This is a genomic window from Clostridium punense (genome assembly GCF_017874425.1).
GTDB classification, from domain to species: domain Bacteria; phylum Bacillota; class Clostridia; order Clostridiales; family Clostridiaceae; genus Clostridium_J; species Clostridium_J punense.
The window spans coordinates 97,599-121,343 of record NZ_JAGGLL010000001.1; the positions used below are offsets into that span (position 1 = coordinate 97,599).

The following is a 23,745-nucleotide window of genomic DNA, read 5'->3' on the forward strand; positions in this document are numbered from 1 at the left end:
AGCACACTATATCCTCACAAAAATTGTTATATAATAGTATACTATTACTGATACAAAAAGTATGCTATCAAATCTATCTAATATACCTCCATGTCCTGGTATTAAATTTGAATAATCCTTAACCTTAGCATATCTCTTAATAGAGGAAGCAACTAAATCTCCAAATTGACCAAATATACCACCTAGTAATCCAATAATAACATAATGATAAGTAGGTATATTTACCCCATAATTTCCTATTATATATCCAAAAATACTACATCCTAAGATACTTCCTATTAGCCCTCCTATAGATCCAGCAAGGGTTTTTTTCGGACTAACTTTAGGGCTAATTTTTCGTTTTCCTAAGTACCTTCCAAAATAATATGCTAATGTATCACAGCCCCAAGAAGATATGAAGATGAGCCAAACTAAGAACTCTCCATATTGTTTTCCATTGACAAGAACTATAAAACTAAAAAATACAGCTACATAAAGGTATGCCATAATAGTTAAAGACACATCTATAAAATTGTACTTAGTATTTAAAACTGGAATTATCATTAAAATAAATATAGCTCCAATTAAATAAAAACTTTGATTTGAAAGATTAAAGTCCTGACCCAAAGGCAAATAGTAAGCAACACAAAGAACATATCCTACTATTGAAATAGGATTAAAATCACACTCTTTTGTGGTTTTGTAAAATTCATACATACCACACAAAGACAAAACTAGGACTAAATATTTTAAATAATATCCTCCTAAAAATAAAAATATCAGTAAAGGTGCTAAAGCCAAAGCACCAATATATCGTTTATTCATTAAATTCACCCCTTATAGACTATACTCCACCAAATCTTCTATTTCTATTTTGGTAATCACTTATAGCTTTGTGGAGATCTCTTTCGGTGAAATCAGGCCAATTTATATTTGAAAACCAAAACTCAGAATAAGCACTTTGCCAAAGAAGATAATTGCTTAATCTTAGCTCTCCACTTGGTCTAATAACTATATCAGGATCTGGCATTCCAGATGTATAAAGATGGTTGGAGATTAATTGTTCATCTATATCTTCAACCTTTATATTATTATCTAAAATTTCCTGGGCTATTTTTTTTACTCCACTGACTATCTCATCTCTTCCGCCATAATTCAGCGCAATATTTAAAGTTAGACCCTTATTATTTTTAGTTTTTTCTTTTGCAGAAAATATAGATTCCTGACACACTTGTGGTAGCTTACTTATATCTCCTATAACATTGAATACTACTTCATTTTTATGCAACTCATTAATTTCTTTTCCTATGAACTCCACAACTAATTTCATTAGTGCTGTTACTTCATCTTCTGGTCTTTTCCAGTTTTCAGTAGAAAATGCATAAAGGGTTAAATACCTTACCCCTAGCTTACTGCTCTCTTTTACTATTTTTCTTATTGTATCCATGCCAGCTCTATGCCCCATGGTTCTTGGTAAATTTCTTTCCTTTGCCCATCTTCCATTGCCATCCATGATAACAGCAATATGAGCTGGAATATTTGTCTTATCTATAATTATTTCTTCCGATTTTTCACTTTTCTTCCTTTTGTTATTAAAAAACAAACCCAATTATTCTCTCTCCATTTCTATACATAAATTACATTAATTTCGTCACTAAAATGTAATTATCAGGAACTAATTTCAACTCTAATGCCATCAATCATTATATAAATTCTCTACTTGAAATCTTATTAGTTTAAGTTTCTTCTTGAAGCTTATATAGGGAATCAGAGTTAAAACTTAACTTATACATGACTCCTACCCTGATTTCCTTAAAGGTTTGGTGATATGAATAAGTTAAAATTCCATCATGGAACCTTATAACTGCAAATATAACTTTATTCTATTAGGCTATGTTTTAGTATAGTATTTGAATTTATTAATAAAACCTGCAAATCTGCAGGTTTCATTAATAAAATTAAACAGCCATAATTTCTTTTTCTTTACTCTCAATCATCTTGTCAACTTCTTTTATAAACTTATCAGTTTCTTTTTGAATATTGTCTTCTGCTTTTTTTGCCTCATCTTCAGTGATTGTAGTATCTTTCTTTAATGTCTTTATCTTTTCGTTTGCATCTCTTCTTATTGACCTAATAGCAACTTTAGCTTCTTCTCCAGTTTTTTTAATAGTTTTAACTAGATTTTTTCTTGTTTCCTCAGTTAATTCAGGCACAATTAATCTTATAACTGAACCATCACTTGTAGGATTTATTCCTAAATCTGACTTTAAAATTGCCTTTTCTATATCCTTTATCGAGCTTTTATCCCATGGTTGAATTAATAATACTCTTGGCTCTGGAGCTGAAACTCCTCCTAATTGATTAAGTGGCATCATACTTCCATAGCATTCTACTTGAATTCTATCTAACATTGTTGGGTTTGCTCTTCCAGCCTTCATAGTTGCTAATTCAGCTTTAAATACTGAAATAGTTTTATTCATTTTTTCATCAGCATTTTTAATAATATCCTTTACCATAGAATTCCCTCCATCTACTTATTGCATTTAACTGTATTAGATGATACTAACGTACCAATATCTTCACCTTTAATAGCTCTTATAATGTTTTCTGGCTTATCTAATCCAAACACAAGAATCGGAATATTGTTATCCATACAAAGAGATGTAGCTGTAGAATCCATAACCTGTAATCCTTTTTCTAAAACCTCAATATAAGATAAATTTTCAAATTTCACAGCATCCTTATGCTTGTGTGGATCCTTATCATAAACACCATCTACTTTTTTTGCGAGTAGAATCACTTCTGCCTCAATTTCCGCAGCCCTTAATGCTGCAGTGGTATCTGTGGAGAAATATGGATTTCCTGTTCCTGCTGCAAATATCACAACTCTTCCTTTTTCTAGATGTCTCATAGCTTTTCTTCTAATGTAAGGCTCTGCAATCTCTCTCATTTCTATAGCTGTTTGAACCCTTGTGTTTACCCCAATAGCTTCTAAGGAATCTTGTAATGCTAAGGCATTAATGCAAGTAGCTAGCATTCCCATGTAGTCGGCAGTAGTTCTATCCATACCTTCACCACTTCTACCACGCCAAATGTTTCCGCCACCAACAACTGCTCCAACTTCAACTCCCATTTCTACCAGTTTCTTAATTTGTACAGCAATTGAATTAGCTACATCAAAGTCAATTCCATATCCCTTTTCTGCAGCTAAAGCCTCACCAGAAAGTTTAAGCATAACTCTTTTGTATTTCGCAGCTTCCATATATATTATACCTCCAAATACTTTTTTTTACATCACATTAGTTAAAATTTCATGTTATTTTAAAAAAAGAGAACATAGAGTTCTCTTCTTTAAATTATTTTCCTTGCATTTTTTGTACTTCTTCTGCAAAGTTATCTTCTTTCTTCTCGATTCCTTCTCCTCTTTCGAATCTAGCGAATCTTGTAACTGTTATGTCAGCACCAATTTTCTTTGATTCTTCTTGAAGATACTTAGTAATAGTGTAATCACCATTCTTAACCCAAACTTGCTCTACTAAACAAACCTCTTTATAGTATTTGTTTACTCTTCCCATAACCATTTTATCAACGATATTCTCTGGCTTTCCTTCATTTAAAGCTTGAACTCTGTAGATTTCTTTTTCTTTTTCTAAAGATTCATTGTCTACAGCATCTTTATTTAAGAATAATGGGTTAGCTGCTGCTACTTGCATTGCAATATCCTTACCAATTGTAGCTAAAACTGGATCTTGTTTCTCACAAGCTAACTCAACTAGAACACCAATCTTTCCATTTCCATGGATATAGCTTTGGATTATTCCATTTTCAACTTTAAATCTTTCAAATCTTCTTACAGACATATTTTCGCCTATTTTAGCTATTAATGCTGTAACAGTTTCTTGTAATGTTGCACTTTCATCAGCTATGTATTTTTGCGCAACTAACTCCTCTACTGTGCTAACATTTGATAATGCAACCATTTTAGCTACATTTTCAACAAGAGCCTTAAACTCGTCATTTGCTGCAACGAAGTCAGTTTCACAGTTAACTTCTACTACTGCACCTAATTTCATATCTTCTGAAATGTATGTAGTTACAATACCTTCAGCTGCAATTCTTCCAGCTTTTTTAGCTGCTGCTGCAAGTCCCTTCTCTCTTAATACCTCAATTGCTTTATCCATGTCCCCATTAGTTTCATTAAGAGCCTTTTTGCAGTCCATCATTCCTGCTCCAGTTCTTTCTCTAAGTTCTTTAACCATTCCTGCAGTTATCATCTTTATTCCTCCTCTTTATAACTAATTTAAAAGGTAAATGAAAGAAATATTTCTCTCACCTACCTTATAAATTTATTTTCTCTTTACAACCATAGATGAGGCTGTTTTTACTTGTGGTTTAATTTCTTATAATCAGCAAACTAATATTATTCAGCTATTTGCTCGCCTTGTCTTGCTTCGATTATAGCATCAGCTAATCTTTCAGTGATTAGTTTTACAGCTCTGATTGCATCATCGTTTCCTGGGATTACATAATCAACTTCATCTGGATCGCAGTTTGTGTCAACTATTGCAATAACAGGTATTCCTAATATTTTAGCTTCTGATATAGCATTTTTCTCTTTTCTTGGGTCAACAACAAATAATGCTCCAATTTTCTTAGCATCCATGTTTCTGATTCCGCCAAGGTTTTTCTCTAATTTTTCTCTCTCATTTTTAAGTTGAGTAACTTCTTTCTTTGGAAGAACTTCGAATATTCCATCTTGTTCCATTTTATCTAATTCTTCTAATCTTCCTATTCTAGCTTTAATAGTTCTGAAGTTAGTTAGCATTCCACCTAACCATCTGTTGTTAACAAAGTGCATGCTTGATCTGATAGCTTCTTCTTGAATAGCTTCTTGAGCTTGTTTCTTTGTTCCAACAAATAGGATATCTTTTCCTTCTTCAGCTACTGATTTTATAAAATCATAAGCTTCATCGATTTTCTTCACAGTTTTTTGTAAATCTATAATATAGATTCCATTTCTCTCTGTGAATATGTATGGAGCCATTTTAGGATTCCATCTTCTTGTTTGATGTCCAAAGTGAACACCTGCTTCTAATAATTGTTTCATTGATATTACTGCCATTTTTAATATACCTCCTCGGTTTTACCTCCATTACTTTCATTTCCATTGAAAACCTTAATAAGGCACCTTTCAACAAATAGAGTAATGTGTGTATTTTCTTACCTTGTGTAGTATAACACAATTATAAGTAGTATTCAATAAAAAATTTTCAAACATGTAATTTTTTAATTCACATCTATTAATTTAGACATATTTCCTTTTTTTATACCTATTTTCAAATTTATATAATATTTTTCACAAAAAAATAAGTGGGATTGCCCCCACTTATTTTCAATAAACTATTTTAATTTATTTAATTCATCCATTAGCTTGTCGTTTAGAATCTTTATGTGTGTTCCCTTCATTCCAAGAGACCTTGACTCAATAACTCCTGCGCTTTCAAACTTTCTTAAAGCATTAACAATAACGGATCTTGTTATTCCAACCTTATCAGCTATTTTAGAAGCAACTAATAATCCTTCGCTGCCTTCTAATTCGTTAAATATATGCTCTACTGCTTCAAGCTCTGAGTAAGAAAGAGTTCCTATCGCCAATTGAACTATAGCTTTCTTTCTAGCTTCTTCTTCAATATGCTCAGCCTTTGATCTTAAAATTTCTATTCCAACTATAGTTGCACTGTATTCAGCTAAAACTAAATCATCCTCTGTAAAAGAAGTTCCAAATCTAGATAAGAGTAAAGTTCCTAATCTTTCTCTATTTCCGTTAATTGGCACAATAGTAGTTAGCTTATTATCTAAACCACAATCTTTACCATTTTCAAAAACACAAATCCCTTTACTTGCTAGGTTTGCTTTAGTTTCATCCACATTTAACAATTTGCCGTTATAGCTCTCTGGAAATCTCATTCCGTCTAGAACTTCATTTTTAACTTCATCACACTCAAATCCGCCTGATAAATTATATCCTAAAACTTTTCCTCTTCTGCTTATTATGTAAACATTACAGTCAAGCACATCACTTAATAATTGGCAGATATCATCAAATACTACTGGCTCAGTACCAGACTTTTGCAATATCTTATTTAATTTCCTAGTTTTATCTAATAGTGACACTTAAATTCCTCCTATACTCCTTATTTGGGTAATAATTCTTTCTCTATAATAATTTTCAACTATCATTCTTACTTTCGGCAACAATTCAAAACATTTGTGTAATTGAAAATTTTTAGAATTGTGTTTTCCACAACTAATAATACCATAGTACTATTCCAATTTCAACAAAATTATATTATTTTTCGACATATTGTGCCATAATTAATATTTAGTTTTTTCTTTTATAATTATTTATTAACCATTTATTAATTTTTTATACCTACATTCTTTATTACTACACTCTAAATAATCACCTTTTGCTTTAGAATATCTCTTCAACATGATTTCTCCACAATTTGGACATTTTTCTCTACTTGGTTCATGCCAACTTACAAAGTCGCAGTTTGGATAATTATCACATCCAAAAAAAGTCTTACCTTTTTTACTTCTCTTTTCTAGTACCTTTCCTCCACACTTTGGACATGGAGCTTCAACTTCCTTAGCTATTGGCTTTGTATTTTGGCAATCTGGATATCCAGGACAGGCAAGAAAATCTCCGAATCGACCTTGCTTAATAACCATAAATCTTCCACATTTATCACATTTTACTTCAGATACTTTGTCTTCAATAGTTATTTTAGCTATTTCTTTTTCAGCAATATCTATAGCTGTCTTTAATGGAGTAAAGAAATTATTAACAATATCCTTCCATTGTTCTTTTCCTTCTTCCACTCTATCTAACTTATCTTCCATATCTGCTGTAAATTCTACGTCTACAATCTGTTTAAAGTATTCATTCATCAAGTTATTTACAATAAAGCCTAGCTCTGTAGGTTCTAAAACTTTTTTATTTCTTTCTACGTATTTTCTATCTAATAAAGTAGAAATTGTTGGTGCATAGGTACTTGGTCTTCCTATTCCATTCTCTTCTAAAGTTTTTACCAAAGATGCTTCCGAGAATTTTGCAGGCGGTTGAGTAAAATGCTGTTTTCCTTCAATAGACTTTTTAATTAGAATTTCATTTTCCTCTAACTTTGGAAGTTTAACTGCTTCATCTTCTTCTTCACTTTCTACAGCATAAACTTTAGTAAATCCATCAAATTTAACCTTGTAACCCGATGCTTTTAGACCATAGGGACCATTATCAATATTTATAGTAGTAGAATCTATAATTGAAGAAGCCATTTGACTTGCCACAAACCTATTCCATATTAAGCTATAGAGCCTATACTGATCATTATTTAAACTTCCTTTAGCAATTTCAGGGGTAATTTCAAAATGAGTAGGCCTTATAGCTTCATGAGCATCCTGAGCATTTTTTTTACCCTTATAAATTCTTTTTGAAGTAGGTAAGTATTTTTCACCGAAGATATCTTTTATAAATTCAGATACTACTTGTTGAGCTTCATCAGATACTCTCACAGAATCTGTTCTCATATAAGTAATTAAACCTACTGTTCCAAATCCTTTTATCTCTATTCCTTCATAAAGTTGTTGTGCAGTAGACATTGTTTTCTTAGTAGAAAAGTTTATTTTTCTATATGCATCCTGTTGTAAAGTACTAGTTGTAAAAGGTGGTAGTGGATTCTTAGTTTTTTCAGTAGCTTTAATACTTTTTACTACAAAGTCCTTACTTTCTAGTTCTTTAATTATTGCATTGCTCTCTTCTTCAGTACTTATTTCAATTTTCTTACCATCTTTACTATGAAGTTTTATAAGAAAAGCATTAACTTCTCCTTTTTTATGCATTTTTCCCTCAATAGTCCAATACTCTTTAGGAATAAATTTATTAATTTCCTGTTCTCTATCACAAATTATTCTAAGAGCTACTGACTGAACCCTTCCTGCACTTAAACCCCACTTTATTTTTCTCCACAAAATAGGACTTATCTCGTATCCAACTAATCTATCTAAAACTCTTCTTGCCTGTTGAGCATTAAATACATTTTCATTTATTGCTCTTGGGCTCTTTATTGCATTTTTTATTGCGTTTTTAGTTATTTCATTGAATTCAATCCTACATTTATCTGTTTCGTCAATCTTTAAAACCTTAGCTAAATGCCAAGATATAGCTTCTCCTTCTCTATCAGGGTCCGTTGCTAAATAAATTTTCTCACTTTTTTTGGCTTCTTTTTTTAATTTATCTAATAATTCGCCTTTTCCCCTAATAGTTATATATTTGGGCTCATAGTTATTTTCAATATCAACACCAAGTTGGCTCTTAGGTAAATCTCTTACATGCCCCATGGACGCCTCAACTATATAATTTTTACCCAAATACTTTTTTATTGTTTTTGCTTTAGCTGGTGATTCAACTATCACTAGTTTCTGACCCATCTTATCCCCTCCAGCAGTTTATGCTTTATATATATTTACTTTATTTGGTTTATACCTTGCTCTTAATTGTTATCTATACAACCTAAAATACTAATATATCTTAAGTCATGCTTTATATGGATGTTTTTTTTAATATTTAAATAAATGTTCATATTTTTTCAACACTTATAGTATACATATTTATCAATTAATGCAAGTTTTTATTACTCATTAGTTTAAACCTTTTTAAGAACTTAGTTTTACTAGCTTTATTTTTCCATATACAAGTATATGCAGTCAATACTTTACTTCTATATGGCACTCCTTACTTTCTTAGTAACTCTAGAACTTATATAATAAAATTGTATTCTAAAAATTTAGCTTTAAATACTTTTATTAACTCTTACATAAAAGTTACCACTTAAGCATAGTATTTCATCTTTTAGTTGCATTTCAAATAATAACTCATATAATTGTTTTATGTCAACATTAGTTAATCGCATTATATCATCTATATGTATAGGATTATTATCTATAACCTTATATATTTCATTTAAAACTCTACTGTTTTTATTATTATTTCCAATGCTATCTTTGCTATTTATGCTTTTATTTTTTCTATCTCTTTGTACTCCTAATATCTGAAAAACATCCTCAACTCCTGTAAATACATGAGCCCCTTCTTTAATCAACTTATTTGTCCCTTTACTCTCCGCTGAGAATATGGACCCAGGTATTGCTAATACATCTTTACCTTGCTCTAAAGCTCTAGTGGCTGTTATTAGAGACCCACTTTTCTCACCTGCTTCTGCAACTATAATCAATTTACTAAGCCCACTAATTATTCTGTTTCTAATAGGAAAATACATAGGTCGCGGAGTGGTACCTGGTGGAAATTCACTAATTATACACCCTCCACAGGAAATTATTTCATTATAAAGGTTATTGTTTTCCCTTGGATAAACAACATCTACTCCACAGCCTAACACAGCTGCAGTATATCCTTTATTATCTATAGCCGTTTTGTGCGCAATGCAATCTATGCCCTTAGCCATACCACTGACTACATTTATGTTACTATTAACCATTTCCTTTGTTATTATCTTTGTAATATCTTTTCCATAAGGTGTACATCTTCTTGATCCCACTACAGCTACGTTTGTGCTATTATTAAGTCTAGAAATATCACCTTTATAAAAAAGGGTATAGGGAGCATCATCTAATAACTCTAAACTTTGCGGATAATTTTTCTCGCCTATTGTACTCATATTTATGTTTTCTTTTTCAACTTTTTCTAAAAGATTATACAGCTTTGGTAAATCATAGGCTTTAGTGAGCCTACTTAATACCTTATTATCTTCATAGTTAATATTTTTATGTGTGATTACAAATTCTCTTATATTTTCAACACTTTCAAACTCATTTAACAGCTTTAATTTGATTGTGGTTGATAATTCAACAATCGAAAACCACAATTTTAATATTTCCATATCATACCTCTCCATAAAATAACGTTTTAATTTATGAACTACATTAACTTAACTCAATAAGCTTTATATTTTACCTATAAGATAAAAGACTCCCTCATTCTGATACCAATTCTCTTTATGTTTAAAAATACAAAGCATCTATACTTCGGCTTTTGTACTATAAATTAAATAATACTTTCATCAATGAACTTTCTATATTGAAGAGCCTCGATTATATCTTTTTCATCTATTTTAGCCTTTTCATTTAAATCTGCAATGGTCCTAGCAACCTTAAGTATTCTACTATAAGCTCTAGTGCTTAAGGAAAATTTTTTAAAAGCTAGCTCTAACACCCTATTAGATTTATCATTTAACTGACAGTACTCTCTAAGATGTTTTTCCTTCATTTGTGAATTGCAGCTTATTCCCTCCCCCTTAAATCTTTCTCTCTGGAGCTTCCTTGCTTTATTTACTCTAAATCTTATATCTTCTGAGCTTTCTCCATAGGCTCTTTTATTTATTTCCTCGTAGGATATAGGATTTACCGAAGAAAAAATATCTATCCTATCAAGAATAGGTCCCGAAAGCCTAGAAGCATACTTTTTAACTTCATAGTCTGAGCACTTACAGCTCTTCACATTAGTGCCAAAATAACCACAAGGACAAGGATTTAAGGCACCTACTAGCATGAAATTTGCTGGGTACTTTATTGTTCCACTTACCCTTGAAAGCTTAACTTCTTTTTCTTCTAAAGGTTGTCTTAGAACCTGGAGACAGGTTTTATTAAACTCTAATATTTCATCCAAAAATAAAACTCCATTATGAGCATAGGAAACTTCTCCCGGACTTGGATTCCGTCCTCCTCCTATAAGCGCTATGGAGGTTATTGTATGGTGAGGATTTCTAAAAGGTCTTGTATTAATCAGTCCTGTCTTACCAACGCCTTCACTAACACTATAAATTTTTGTAACCTCTAAGGACTCCTCATAAGTAAGTTCCGGAAGTATAGAAATTATCCTTTGAGCTAGCATTGTTTTACCAGAGCCTGGAGCTCCATGCAATAAAATATTGTGGTTTCCTGCTGCTGCGACTTCAAGGGCCCTTTTTGTAGCTTCTTGTCCTATAACTTCACTAAAATCTAGTTCATTGACTATGCTTTTAAATTCCTTATTAACTTTATGAGGCATCATATCCTTGTATTTTAAATAATTCACTACTTGAGTTAACGTTTCTAAGGGATACACCTCTGCATTTTTTACAATGCTACACTCCTCAATATTTTCTTCTGGAATTATATATTTATGGATTCCATGCTTAACTCCTTCAATAATGATAGGCAGAGCCCCCTTAATCCTTTTCAAATGTCCATTTAAAGATAATTCCCCCATAAACAAATACCCTTCCATACTCTCTACTGATATTTGATCAGTAGCAACTAAAAGTCCTATGGCTATTGGTAAGTCAAAATGGGAACCTTCTTTTTTTAAAGCTGCAGGAGCCAAATTTATAGTTATTCTTCCTACTGGAAATTCAAAGCCTGAATTTATTATGGCAGCTCTTACCCGTTCTTTAGATTCCTTTACTGCTACATCTCCTAATCCAACTATATTAAATGTTGGTAGACCATAAGAAATATCTATTTCTACATTAACTATTACTCCTTCAACACCAAAAAAAGTGGCACATAATATTTGTATTGCCATAATATCACCTTTCTTACATTTAGACATCTTCAAAAAATAAATAAGTCAATCTGCTCGTCTATTTTGTGATATACTGAGTCAACAGAACCCTTTGATAGCACCACTATCTGCGGACCCTGTTTCCTTGTCTGCACAAGCAAGCTTGTGAACACAAAATATCCTTCACATATTTGACTTGTTATTTATTTTCAGATTCCTTATAACGTAATTATTGCCAAATATAAATTGTATAAACCTACAAATTTAAATTAGTAAACATTATGTTTTTACAATAGGTAAGTAGCAAAGATACCAAAATTCAATACATATTATGGAATTTATTCTTGAAACTTACATGGACTTGTTTTAATATTATATTATGGGAAACTAATTTTGTAACCATAAGAAAGGATGGTTCAATGGGTGTATTAAATAAAAGCATAGGCTCTTACGGTGAAAGTATTGCTGAAAACTATTTAAAGGAGATGGGATACACAATTCTCGAAAGAAACTTTAAGTGCAAAATAGGTGAAATTGATATTATAGCCAAAGATAATAAGTATATTTGTTTTGTTGAAGTTAAGACTCGATATGGCTCTCTTTATGGCAGCCCCGGAGAAAGTGTAACTAACTTAAAACAGTATAAAATTAATAAGACTGCCCAGTTTTACATTTTAAAGAAAAAGCTTCATAAATTTAGTTTTAGATTTGATGTTATAGAGGTAATACTAAATAATGAGGATGATAACTATTCAATTAAATTAATTAAGGATGCCTTTCAAGTTTCTTAACTAAACAAGTAAAAAGTTTCATATACTTGTAAGTTTAAATATATAAACTACTTCCTTAAACTGAGATAAAAATTAGAAGTTAAGTCCTATATGATTCATCATTTATTTCCGCTAAGGTTTTAAAGAACAAATAAGTACAGTTTAAACAGCGACTTTAGAACTTCCACCATAGCTTAATATTCTTCACAATACTTTTTTTAATCTTTTTTAGATACTAATTACAATAGAATTATTTTTCTTTTAAATTGTGATTGTAATTTAATAAATATTAATTTTAAAGAATATAAAAAAATCAGGGATGATTATAATACCTATCCCTGATTTTATAAAAAGTATAAGTTTAATTTAAATTTTATATAAATCTACTCATTACTCAAAATTTTAGTTAAGAAGGACTTTCTATGTATTTTAGTAATTCCATACTTTTTAATTGCGTCTACATGATCCTTGCTTCCATAACCCACATTATGCTCAAAGCCATACTCACTATAAGCGTTACTGTATTCTTTCATCATATTATCTCTATAAACCTTAGCTAAAATCGATGCACATGCTATTGAAGCACTCTTAGTGTCTCCCTTTATTACAAACTCATTCTTCAAAGCAAAACCTTTTATTGCATATCCATCAGATAATACTAATTCTGGTTTAACCTTAAGTCTATCTATAGCCAGCTTAAACACTTCATTGTTACAAAAGCCTATGCCTCTTTTATCAATTTCCTCATTATCAAGAACTGCAATACTATAAGCTAAAGCCTTTTCTTTGATAATTTGACTCAACTCCTCCCTTAGGCTTGGAGTTAGTTTTTTTGAGTCATTGATATGAAGTATAAAATCCACTGTATTTAAATCTAATATTACAGCAGCCGAAACAATTGGCCCCGCAAGAGGTCCTCTACCTACTTCATCTACTCCTGCAACCAGCTTATAGCCGTAGCTCTTATCAAAATTATAAAGGCTTTCAACTCTTAAAACCTCACTTTTATAGCTTTCCACTTGCTTTTGTAGAGATTTGCCCATACTATTTACATTCTTTCTTTTATCTTCACTTAATGTTTGTGCAACTTTTAAATATAGTTCTTCATGATCTTTTACTGAATAACTATTCATAAACTCCTTTATTAATGCTTTAATTTCATTTGAATTCATATTTTGTATATTCTGTAGTACAATTAAATTATTCATTATTCATCTCTTCTTTAACTTCTTCTTTTATAGCCTCTTTTATTTCACCTTTAGTTTCCTCTTCTGCTTCTTCTTTTATCTCCTCACCAAAATCAGGTCCTTCTAGTGATATTGATCCCAGTTTTCCACCCCTAAATTCATCTAAAAGCATTACAGCTACTCTATTATAATCAATGTTTCCTCCAGAAATTACAGCTCCCCTTTTTCTACCTATGTTATCCATATTATCTATTGGCATTTCTTCTAAGGAGTTAAGTTTATATCTTTCTATTAATCTTTTAGGGTGAGTAGTTTGAAGCCTTTCAATTAACTTTAAGGCTAATTCCTCAACATCCATTATTTCGTCTTTAATGGCCCCTGTAAAAGCTAAGTTTAGACCAACTTTTTCATCTTCAAACTTTGGCCATAAAACTCCTGGAGTATCCATAAGTTCGATTCCGATTTTAGTTTTAATCCATTGTTTACTTTTAGTAACCCCTGGTCTATCTCCTGTTCTTGCTATATTATTCTTAGCCATTTTGTTAATAAATGTGGACTTTCCAACATTAGGAATACCTACTACCATAACTCTAGTGACTATGTTTACTATACCCTTACTTCTCATTCTATCATGTTTTTCTTTAAGAATTTCATCTAAAGCTGGTTTAATTTTATTTAATCCTGCTCCAGTTAGACAGTTGACAGATAAAACTTTTGTATAGCTGTTAGATAGCTTTCTAACCCATTGGTTAGTAACACTTTCCTCACTTAAATCACTTTTATTTAAAAGTATTATGCGAGGCTTATCTTTACAGATTTCTTGTATATCTGGGTTAGAGCTAGAATATGCTATCCTTGCGTCTCTAATTTCAATTACTGCATCTACAAGTTTTAAATTTTCTTTTATCTCTCTTCTAGTTTTAGCCATATGGCCAGGAAACCAATTTATACTCATTTATTTCATCACTCCTAGGTGTTTTTTACTTCTTAATATTATTAACTATATCTCAAATATGTATAATCTATTTAATTATTTTTGTCTCAGCTTATTTAAAATTAATTTTCTTATATGTACCAATGGATTCATGTAACATGGTCTTTTGAACAAATCTACATAACTTATAATCTTTAGCCCTTGAACTTCTCCATGAACTCCAATATTTTACCTATATTTTTAAATAAATTTTTTAATTTCATATATAATAAAAAAAGGGACTCGAGAGTCCCATTTTCTTATATTAATTCTTTAACTTTAGCTGCCTTACCTACTCTGTTTCTTAGGTAGAATAACTTAGCTCTTCTTACTTTACCTCTTCTCACAACTTCGATTTTCTCGATAACTGGTGAGTTTATTGGGAAAGTTTTCTCTGTTCCAACATTATAAGCAACTCTTCTTACAGTGAAAGTTTCTCTAGCTCCACCGTTTTGTCTCTTAAGAACAGTTCCCTCGAAAATTTGGATTCTCTCTTTGTTTCCTTCTTTGATTCTGATATGTACTTTTACAGAATCTCCAACATTGAATTTTGGTAAGTCATTTCTTAACTGTTCTGCTTCTATAGCTCTTATTATATCTAACATGTGCATTCCCTCCTAAATATTATTTTGACGTTCTTAATCATACCTTATGACAGAGGACCGCCCGTACTAGCACAATGACCATTTTATCACAATATTTTTTCTTATGCAATATTATTTTTTTCTTCCATAGTAGTTCTCTAATAACTTTTTATCCTCTTTTGTTAGCTGAAAGCTTTCAAATAAATCTTTTCGTCTCTCCTTAGTAATAATTAAGGATTGAGTTCTTCTCCATTTTCTTATATTTTCATGGTGACCTGACATCAATACCTCTGGCACTGTATCCCCCTGAAATTCTACTGGTCTAGTGTACTGAGGATACTCTAATAATCCACTATAGAAAGATTCTTCACTAAAACTCTCTTCACTTGCTAAAACTCCGGGAATCAGCCTACATATACTATCAACTATAGGTATACATGCCATTTCTCCTCCAGTTAAAACAAAGTCTCCAAGGGAGAGTTCCATATCTATGTATTTAAAAGCTCTTTCATCTATGCCTTCATAGTGACCACACAAAAATATCAGTTCTTCTTCTTTGCTTAACTCCTTAGCTATCTCTTGATTAAAAGTCTTTCCTCTAGGCCCTAAGAATATAACTTTTCCCCTATTACGTTTTTTCACTTCCAAAATACTATCTACTATAGGTTGGGCTAGCATTACCATGCCAGCCCCCCCACCATAAGGGTAGTCATCAACTTTTTTATGTTTATTCAAGGAAAAATCTCTTATGTTTACAGCACTTATATTGATCAAACTACTCTCTTGAGCTCTACCTATGATACTGTGGTTAAAAATTTGAAACATCTCTGGAAATAAAGTTAATATGTCTATCTTCATTCTGACCAAACATGCACAGGTTTAATTACTATTTTGCTATTTTCTACATCTACACTAACCACTATATCCTTTAAGGCAGGAATTAAAACTTCTTCTTTACCTTTACCTTTAACCCAATACACATCATTGCTGCCTGTTTGAATAACATCAAAAACCTGTCCTAATTCCTTGTCTTCAGTATCTACAACAGTACATCCAATTAAATCTGCAATATAATAAGTGCCTTCCTCAAGTTCTTTAGCCGCTTCTCTATTTATCATAAGGTATTTATTTCTATACCTTTCTGCCATCTCAACAGTATCAATACCTTCTATCTTTAAGATAGCCCTATCATTTTGAAGCTTAACTGAGGTAATTTCTCTTATCTCTCCATCTATAAATACCTTTTTTAGCCCTCTAAACTCTTCTAAACTATCCATCAGTGAAATTACCTTTACTTCTCCTCTGATTCCATGAGGTTTAGAAATTTGTCCTACGCTCATAAACTCTTTCATAACAAATTTTCTCCTTTTTTATTATGTATATTTTATTATACCTTAGAAGAACGCTTCTATATAGTATAGCCAAATCTTATTAGGATAAAACTTCAATATATCAAAATAAGAGTTAGGTATCCCTAACTCTTATATTATCTCCACAACAACTCTTTTATTTTCTTTAATAGCCGCTGCTTTAACAACAGTTCTGATAGCTTTAGCTATTCTTCCCTGTTTTCCAATTACTTTACCCATATCCTCTTGAGCAACCTTTAATTCTAAAATTATTGAGTGCTCACCAGCAATTTCATTTACTTGAACAGAATCGGGATTATCAACTAATGATTTAGCAATAATTTCAAGTAATTCTTTCATGGAATGCGCCTCCAATCAATTGAACTTTTCTATTTTATGCCTGCATTGTTGAAAAGTCTTTTAACTGTGTCTGTTGGTTGTGCACCATTTTTTATCCATTTACTAGCTTTTTCTTCATCGATTTTTACAGTAACTGGCTCTGTAGTTGGGTTGTAGTATCCAATCTCTTCTACAAATCTTCCATCTCTTGGAGATCTTGAATCAGCTACGATAATTCTGTAAAAAGGAGCTTTTTTAGCACCCATTCTTCTTAATCTGATTTTTACTGCCATGTTTTTCACCTCCTTCAAAGGGTTAAGTTATATATCTCAATATTTATATTCTAAAAAGGTAGTTTTCCAAATAAACCTTTCTTACCTGGCTTAGTCATACCTTTCATTTGCTTCATCATCTTCTTCATACTTTCAAAATCTTTTAGTATCTTATTTACTGCTTGAATTGTGGTTCCAGAACCATTTGCAATTCTTTTCTTTCTTGAAGGGGAAGAAGAAATTAAATTTGGATTCTTTCTTTCAGCTGCTGTCATTGATTTTATTATAGCTTCAATTTTTGCCATTTCCTTTTCACTTTGAGAAAGATCTACACCCTTAAGTTCTTTTGCATTGAACCCTGGAATCATTTCTATAATTTTTCCTAGTGGGCCTAAATTCTTCATTTGATTCATTGTTTCAAGGAAATCCTCAAAGTTAAACTCTTGGTTAAGCATTTTATTTCCAAGCTCTTGAGCTTTCTTTTCATCTATAGCTGCTTGAGCTTTTTCAATAAGAGAAAGCACATCACCCATACCTAAAATTCTAGAAGCCATTCTCTCTGGGTGGAATACCTCAAGGTCTGTCATCTTCTCTCCCATACCAGCAAACTTTATTGGTTTACCAGTTATGGATTTAATAGAAAGAGCAGCTCCTCCTCTTGTATCACCATCAAGCTTAGTTAAAACAACACCAGTTACATCTAAGGAATTATTAAAGGTTTCTGCAACATTTACAGCATCTTGACCTGTCATTGCATCTACAACTAATAATATCTCTGATGGGCTTACTGAAGCTTTGATTTGCTTTAGCTCATCCATAAGTACTTCATCTATATGAAGTCTTCCAGCTGTATCTATAATAACTACATTGCAGCCGTTATCTTTTGCATTTTCTATTCCTGCTTTTGCAATATCTACAGGGCTTATTTTATCTCCCATAGTAAACACGGGTATATCTATAGACTTTCCAACAACCTGTAATTGCTTTATGGCTGCTGGTCTATAAATATCACCTGCCACTAAGAGAGGTTTTTTATTATTTTTCCTAAGGTTTAGCGCAAGTTTTCCTGCCATAGTGGTTTTACCTGCACCTTGCAATCCAACTAACATAATTACAGTAATACCATGATTAACAAATTCCAGTTTACTTTCTGTGGTTCCCATAAGAGTAGTTAACTCATCATTAACTATTTTAATTACTTGCTGACCTGGAGTTAAGCTCTCCATTACCTCATTACCAAGGCATTTTTCACTAACTATTTTTACAAAGTCTTTAACAACCTTATAATTTACGTCAGCTTCTAAAAGTGCAAGTTTAACTTCTCTCATAGCTTCCTTAATATCTTTTTCAGAAAGTTTTCCTTTGCCTTTTAACTTTTTAATGGTTTCCTGTAACTTAGAAGATAATCCTTCAAAAGCCATGATAAACCTCCTATATATTCTCCGCGATGTCTTTTATAACATCGTTGATTATTTCTTTATTTTCTTCTTTACTTAAAGTTTCTTCTAGATTCTTCAATCTGTTAATAATCCTATTTTTGGAGTTTTCTATAGTTATGGCTCTTTCCATTAAATGAAGTTTTTCCTCATATTCCATTAAAAGATTATCACATCTTTTAATTAAATCATGAATTGCTTGCCTACTAGCATTAGTGTTTTCTGCAATTTCTGAAAGAGACAAATCATTATTAAAGTATAAATCCATAATATCTCTTTGTTTCTCTGTAAGCAATGGTCCATAAAAATCTAATAGTAGGGATATCTCTAATCTTTTTTCCATATTATCACCCCACTCACAAATGATATATTAACAGATTGAATATATGGTGTCAAGTAGTTTTACTTAACACCCCTATAAATTTATAAATTAAGGCATTTGAAAATAAATAACAAGTCCAAGATGTGAAGGATATTTTGTGTTCACAAGCAAGCTTGTGCAGACAAGAAAACAGGTTCCGCAGATAGTGGGGCTATCTAAGGGTTCTGTTGACGCAGTATATCACAAAATAGACGAGCAGATTGACTTATTTATTTTTTGAAAATGCCTAAAATAAAGCTTCAACAAATTCTCTTGCTTTAAATTCCTGCAGATCATCTACACCTTCTCCCACTCCTATATATTTAACAGGTATGTTTAAAGTGTTTTTAATAGAAATAACAACTCCACCTTTTGCAGTTCCATCAAGCTTAGTTAAAATAATACCGTCAATAGGACAAACTTCCATAAACTGTTTTGCCTGAATAACCGCATTTTGACCTGTAGTAGCATCTAATACTAACAGAGTTTCCTTATCTGCCTCTTCAAACTCTCTATCAATAATTCTGTTTATTTTTCCAAGTTCATCCATAAGATTTTTTTTATTATGAAGTCTTCCTGCAGTGTCACAAATTAATACATCTACTTTTCTAGCTTTAGCCGCTTGAACTGCATCATACACTACAGCGGCCGGATCTGATCCTTCTTGGTGTTTAACTATATCAACCCCGGCTCTCTTACTCCAAATTTCTAGCTGGTCTATGGCCGCAGCTCTAAAAGTATCTGCTGCCGCAAGAAGTACCTTATAATTATTATTTTTAATCCTTGCTGCTATTTTTCCAATGGAAGTAGTTTTACCTACCCCATTTACACCTATGATTAGCTTAACTTGAGGAGTTTTCTCAGGTATTATTGAATTTTCATAGTCTCCAAGAATCTCAATAATTACTTCTTTCATTGCAGGGAGAATTTCTGCAGGGTCTTTTATTCTTTCAGCTTTAACCTTTGCTCTAAGTCTTTCAATAATTTCTACAGAAGTTTCTACTCCTATATCGCTAGTTATTAAAATCTCCTCTAATTCCTCATATAAGTCCTCATCAATATTTACTGCAAGCTTTAAAACTTGTGTTACTGCATCATTGATACTATCTCTAGTTTTTGAAAGTCCTGCTTTAAGCTTTTCAAAAAAACCTCCAAACATACACTTCACTCCTTTATTAAAAAAAATTAAAAATTCTTATCTAGTTAAATTCACAGAAACTACCTTTGATACACCCTTTTCCTCCATAGTAACTCCATAAAGCATATCACTAGCTTCCATGGTGCCCTTTCTATGGGTAATAACTATAAACTGTATATTCTTTGAAAACTTTTTTAAGAACTCAGCATATCTTATGACATTGGCATCATCAAGAGCAGCTTCTATCTCATCTAATATACAGAATGGAGTTGGCTTCATCTTAAGTATAGCAAATAATAGGGCTATTGCGGATAAAACCTTTTCTCCTCCAGACATTAGATTAATGTTTTGAAGTTTCTTTCCTGGTGGTTCTACATTTATTTCAATTTTAGAAGTTAATTCATCCCCTTCTTGAAGAATTAAATCTGCACTTCCACCTTTAAACAATTCTCTAAAGGTCTCATCAAAGTTAGCTCTAAGTTTCTCAAAGTTCTCCCTAAACACTACTTTCATTTTTTCTGTCATCTCACTAATTACTTTTAGCAAGTCTTCTTTGGCATTTACTAAGTCAGCTCTTTGACCACTCATGAACTCAAACTTTTCTTTAACTTCTTTAAATTCTTCAATTGCTCCAACATTTACCACTCCAAGAGCAGAGATTTCTCTTTTTAAGTTTTGTACCTTTTCCTTAAGAGAAGATATGTTTACTACTTCCATTTTATACTTTAAGGCTTCAGCATAAGTAAGCTCATATTCCTCATTTAATTTTTCCATAAATCCTTGCTCTTCAGTTTCAATTTTAACTAAAGCAACTTGATGTCTATGGTATTCCTTCTCAACTTTATCAAACTCTAAGTTTAAAGTTTCAATTTTAGAATTAACTAAATTAATTTGCTCCTTGAACTTTATTCTCTCAACTTCATTATCCTTAAATTTTTCTTCTAAGGCTTCTAACATTTCTAAAAGTTCTTTTGTCTTTTCTCTATTTTCCTCTAAACTTTGGTTATAAATTTCCTTTGTTTTATCATAAGTATGAGTTTCATTTCTTAACTCTTCAATCTTAAGATTATAACCTTCTATATCATTTTTTAGTCTTTGAATCTCAATAATCTTATTATTTAAACTTTCGTCAACCTGAGCTCTTTTTATCTTAAAATCTGTGAGTTTATTCTTTATGCTGTCAATAACATCTAAACCTTGCTTTACCTCCTTGTTAAGCAATTCATAAATGCTTTCAATATCTGCAAGTTCTTCTTCTATTTTAATTAATTTTTTACTACACTCATCTATATTTAGTTCTAAGTCCTTTAACTTGTCTAGGCTATTATTTAGCTCTATATTAGCCTTCTCTAAACTTTTACTAAGCTTAAACGTGTCTTCACTAATAGAATTAACTTTTCCTTGGATTTTCGTAATTTCAATACTCTCAAAATGTACTTCATCTCTTAAATTTAAGTTTCTTTCGTCAAGGTTCTTAATGTCTTCATTATAAATTTTCACTTCTTCACTTAGAGCTTCAATTTTTTCGTTATTTTCCTTAACCTTTAAAGTTAACTCCTCAATTTCTCTTTTTCTTCCTATAATGCTAGCAGTCCTAGAGTATACGCTTCCCCCTGTAAGTGCTCCACCAGGGTTTATGATTTCTCCCTCTAAAGTTACAATTTTATGTTTGTAACCTGAAGCCTTAGCAATTTCTAAAGCTTGATCCATATTGCCACATATAATGGTCTTTCCAAGCACATAGTCAATTACACCTTTAAACTTAGGCTCAAACTCTATAAGTTCACTAGCAATCCCTATATATCCTGGTTTATTTTTTATATTTTGTTCTACCTGAAGAACCCTTCCCTTTACAATGTTCATTGGAAGGAAGGTGGCTCTACCTAAATTGCGGCTTTTAAGATAACTAATTAATACCTTTGCGCCCTCCTCTTCCTCTGTAATCACGTTAGAAATGGCTCCTCCAATGGCTATCTCGATGGCAGTTTCATATTTTTGAGTAACCTTGATAATTTCTCCAAGTACAAAACAATGACCTTTAATGTTTTTAATACTACCATTATTCATATGTTGCATTAAGTTTTTTACTGATTTATTGTACCCTTCATATTGATTTTCTAAGCTTATAAGGGCATTTAAATTAGCTTCATGCCTGTTTGTTTCTATAGTCTTCTCCTTTAGCTTTTTCTCACTTAGGGTCAAACTATGCTTTAACTTTCCAATGTTCTTTTTATTTTCTTTTATTTCCTCTTCATAAGCTGTAACTTTTTCTTGAACTCTTTCCACTTCACCAAGTAAAGAAGCTTTTGTTCCATTATTTATGGTAATAGAATTATTAAAGCTTTCTGCATTAATTCTTAAATTTTCAATAGTTGCTTTTAAAAGCTCCATATTGTTACCAATAATACCTATATTACTTGTATAAGTATTTTTCTCATTAGAAAGTTTGGATTTCTTTTCTTCTAAAGCCTTTAATTTTGAGGACTCCGTGGATATAGTTACATTTATTTTATCTATTTCTTCCTCTCTCCTCAAAATTTCTTCATTAATATCCTTTTGCTGTTCCTTTAGGGTATAAAGCTGTAACTCTAATCCATCAATTCTCTCATTCTCAACTTCTATCTTACTATTGAAGTCTTGAATATCGTTTTCTATTCTCAGTATATTTTTGTCTATACCTTCTATTCTTTCGCTTAGAAGCTTAATTTCTGATAAAATATTTTGATGATTAGCCTTATTGTCATAATAAAGCTGCCTATCTTGCGCTATCTTATTATCAAAGTCTTCAAGCTCTTTGTTCCATCTATCTAATTCTTTCTTTAAAGCTTCTTTTTCTCTTAAGCCACTCTCAATGGCAGTAGTTGCGTTTTTAATTTTTAAACTTAAATCACTTATGTTATTTTTAGTTTTTTCTATGAAGTCTATTATTATATTTATTTCATTTATTTTTAACTCTTCAGAGAACTTTAAAAAAGCCTTTGCCTTTTCACTTTCCTTTTCTAAGGGTTCTATCCGTTCCTCGTAAGTATGTATTATGTCATCTATTCTCACCAGATTATCTTCTGTGTTTTGAAGTTTCTTTTCCGCCTCTTCCTTACGAGTCTTATATTTCACTATTCCTGCTGCTTCTTCTAATAGCTTTCTTCGTTCTTCTGGTTTTCCACTTAGAATTGCATCAATTTTTCCCTGTCCTATTATTGAATATCCTTCCTTACCTATTCCCGTGTCCATAAATAATGCTTGTACATCTTTTAGTCTACAAGTAGTATTGTTTATAAGATATTCACTCTCTCCAGAACGATACAACCTTCTTGAAATAGTAACATCAGCATATTCTATTTGAAGCTCTGAATCAGAGTTATCTAAGGTAAGGGAAACCTGCGCAAGTCCTACAGCTTTTCTAAACTGTGTTCCTGCAAAGATAACATCTTCCATCTTGTCTCCCCTTAGACTCTTTATACTTTGCTCTCCTAGAACCCATCTTACTGCATCAGAGATATTACTTTTACCACTGCCATTAGGTCCTACTACCGCAGTAACCCCTTGTTTAAAGTTCAGTTCAGTTTTATCGGCAAATGACTTAAATCCTCTTATCTCAATAGATTTTAAGAACATTTATTCACTCTCCTAAGCTCTAATTATTGCAGGCAGTAAGATACCTAAAATCATAAATAAGCAAACAGCTGCAGCTAGTATTTTAGCTATCTTTTCCCTTTTTGCACCTTTTGTATTCTTCT

The 23,745-nt window shown here is 31.6% G+C and carries 22 protein-coding genes; 1 reads left to right on the forward strand and 21 read right to left on the reverse strand.

What is annotated here, in order from left to right; genetic code table 11:
* Positions 1–6 precede the first annotated feature (6 nt).
* The 10 genes from J2Z44_RS00445 to J2Z44_RS00490 form a co-directional block, all read right to left on the reverse strand.
* Positions 7–804 (reverse strand): phosphatidate cytidylyltransferase, encoded by a 798-nt coding sequence (locus tag J2Z44_RS00445; RefSeq protein WP_209649264.1) that lies wholly within the window; start codon positions 802–804, stop codon positions 7–9.
* A gap of 19 nt (positions 805–823) precedes the next feature.
* Entirely contained in the window at positions 824–1,588 is a 765-nt protein-coding gene (locus tag J2Z44_RS00450) for an undecaprenyl pyrophosphate synthase (protein ID WP_021283330.1), read from the reverse strand.
* A 349-nt stretch (positions 1,589–1,937) separates the two neighbouring features.
* Positions 1,938–2,495, reverse strand: a complete 558-nt coding sequence (frr, locus tag J2Z44_RS00455; protein ID WP_021283329.1) for a ribosome recycling factor — start codon at positions 2,493–2,495, stop codon at positions 1,938–1,940.
* A 14-nt stretch (positions 2,496–2,509) separates the two neighbouring features.
* On the reverse strand, positions 2,510–3,241 hold the full coding sequence (gene pyrH / locus J2Z44_RS00460; protein WP_209649265.1) for a UMP kinase: 732 nt from the start codon (positions 3,239–3,241) through the stop codon (positions 2,510–2,512).
* A gap of 94 nt (positions 3,242–3,335) precedes the next feature.
* Positions 3,336–4,253 carry a translation elongation factor Ts gene (gene tsf, locus J2Z44_RS00465; RefSeq protein ID WP_021283328.1) on the reverse strand — a complete coding sequence of 306 codons (918 nt, stop codon included), beginning with the start codon at positions 4,251–4,253 and terminating at the stop codon, positions 3,336–3,338.
* Positions 4,254–4,399: 146 nt separating this feature from the next.
* Positions 4,400–5,101, reverse strand: a complete 702-nt coding sequence (gene rpsB, locus J2Z44_RS00470) for a 30S ribosomal protein S2 (RefSeq protein ID WP_021283327.1) — start codon at positions 5,099–5,101, stop codon at positions 4,400–4,402.
* Positions 5,102–5,379: 278 nt separating this feature from the next.
* Positions 5,380–6,153, reverse strand: coding sequence for a GTP-sensing pleiotropic transcriptional regulator CodY (codY, locus tag J2Z44_RS00475; RefSeq protein ID WP_021283326.1), 774 nt, complete (start codon positions 6,151–6,153; stop codon positions 5,380–5,382).
* A gap of 234 nt (positions 6,154–6,387) precedes the next feature.
* The gene (gene topA, locus J2Z44_RS00480) at positions 6,388–8,469 is read right to left on the reverse strand and encodes a type I DNA topoisomerase (protein ID WP_209649266.1); all 2,082 of its coding nucleotides are present in this window, start codon (positions 8,467–8,469) and stop codon (positions 6,388–6,390) included.
* Between the two features lie 362 nt (positions 8,470–8,831).
* Positions 8,832–9,938, reverse strand: coding sequence for a DNA-processing protein DprA (gene dprA, locus J2Z44_RS00485; protein ID WP_021283324.1), 1,107 nt, complete (start codon positions 9,936–9,938; stop codon positions 8,832–8,834).
* Between the two features lie 164 nt (positions 9,939–10,102).
* On the reverse strand, positions 10,103–11,620 hold the full coding sequence (locus tag J2Z44_RS00490; protein ID WP_209649267.1) for a YifB family Mg chelatase-like AAA ATPase: 1,518 nt from the start codon (positions 11,618–11,620) through the stop codon (positions 10,103–10,105).
* A gap of 398 nt (positions 11,621–12,018) precedes the next feature.
* On the opposite strand from J2Z44_RS00490, the gene J2Z44_RS00495 reads away from it, so the two are divergent.
* Entirely contained in the window at positions 12,019–12,390 is a 372-nt protein-coding gene (locus J2Z44_RS00495) for a YraN family protein (RefSeq protein WP_021282014.1), read from the forward strand.
* Between the two features lie 362 nt (positions 12,391–12,752).
* Here the strand turns inward: J2Z44_RS00495 and J2Z44_RS00500 are convergent, their stop codons facing one another.
* The 11 genes from J2Z44_RS00500 to smc all read right to left on the reverse strand — a co-directional run bounded on the left by J2Z44_RS00500 (position 12,753) and on the right by smc (position 23,623).
* Positions 12,753–13,541 (reverse strand): ribonuclease HII, encoded by a 789-nt coding sequence (locus J2Z44_RS00500; protein ID WP_082206872.1) that lies wholly within the window; start codon positions 13,539–13,541, stop codon positions 12,753–12,755.
* Positions 13,542–13,569: 28 nt separating this feature from the next.
* A complete protein-coding gene (gene ylqF / locus J2Z44_RS00505) occupies positions 13,570–14,511 on the reverse strand; it encodes a ribosome biogenesis GTPase YlqF (protein WP_021282016.1) in 942 nt (313 codons plus the stop codon).
* A 278-nt stretch (positions 14,512–14,789) separates the two neighbouring features.
* Entirely contained in the window at positions 14,790–15,134 is a 345-nt protein-coding gene (gene rplS / locus J2Z44_RS00510) for a 50S ribosomal protein L19 (protein ID WP_021282017.1), read from the reverse strand.
* Between the two features lie 111 nt (positions 15,135–15,245).
* Positions 15,246–15,971 carry a tRNA (guanosine(37)-N1)-methyltransferase TrmD gene (gene trmD / locus J2Z44_RS00515; protein ID WP_021282018.1) on the reverse strand — a complete coding sequence of 242 codons (726 nt, stop codon included), beginning with the start codon at positions 15,969–15,971 and terminating at the stop codon, positions 15,246–15,248.
* A complete protein-coding gene (rimM, locus tag J2Z44_RS00520) occupies positions 15,968–16,465 on the reverse strand; it encodes a ribosome maturation factor RimM (protein WP_209649268.1) in 498 nt (165 codons plus the stop codon). The genes trmD and rimM overlap by 4 nt, the downstream gene beginning before the upstream one ends.
* 129 nt (positions 16,466–16,594) lie before the next feature.
* Positions 16,595–16,822, reverse strand: a complete 228-nt coding sequence (locus J2Z44_RS00525; RefSeq protein WP_017414522.1) for a KH domain-containing protein — start codon at positions 16,820–16,822, stop codon at positions 16,595–16,597.
* A 29-nt stretch (positions 16,823–16,851) separates the two neighbouring features.
* Entirely contained in the window at positions 16,852–17,094 is a 243-nt protein-coding gene (rpsP, locus tag J2Z44_RS00530; RefSeq protein ID WP_021282616.1) for a 30S ribosomal protein S16, read from the reverse strand.
* A 50-nt stretch (positions 17,095–17,144) separates the two neighbouring features.
* Positions 17,145–18,494, reverse strand: a complete 1,350-nt coding sequence (gene ffh, locus J2Z44_RS00535) for a signal recognition particle protein (RefSeq protein ID WP_021282617.1) — start codon at positions 18,492–18,494, stop codon at positions 17,145–17,147.
* A gap of 10 nt (positions 18,495–18,504) precedes the next feature.
* On the reverse strand, positions 18,505–18,852 hold the full coding sequence (locus J2Z44_RS00540) for a putative DNA-binding protein (RefSeq protein WP_209649269.1): 348 nt from the start codon (positions 18,850–18,852) through the stop codon (positions 18,505–18,507).
* A 265-nt stretch (positions 18,853–19,117) separates the two neighbouring features.
* Positions 19,118–20,029, reverse strand: coding sequence for a signal recognition particle-docking protein FtsY (gene ftsY, locus J2Z44_RS00545; RefSeq protein WP_021284698.1), 912 nt, complete (start codon positions 20,027–20,029; stop codon positions 19,118–19,120).
* Positions 20,030–20,065: 36 nt separating this feature from the next.
* Positions 20,066–23,623, reverse strand: a complete 3,558-nt coding sequence (gene smc, locus J2Z44_RS00550) for a chromosome segregation protein SMC (protein WP_209649270.1) — start codon at positions 23,621–23,623, stop codon at positions 20,066–20,068.
* Positions 23,624–23,745 lie beyond the last annotated feature (122 nt).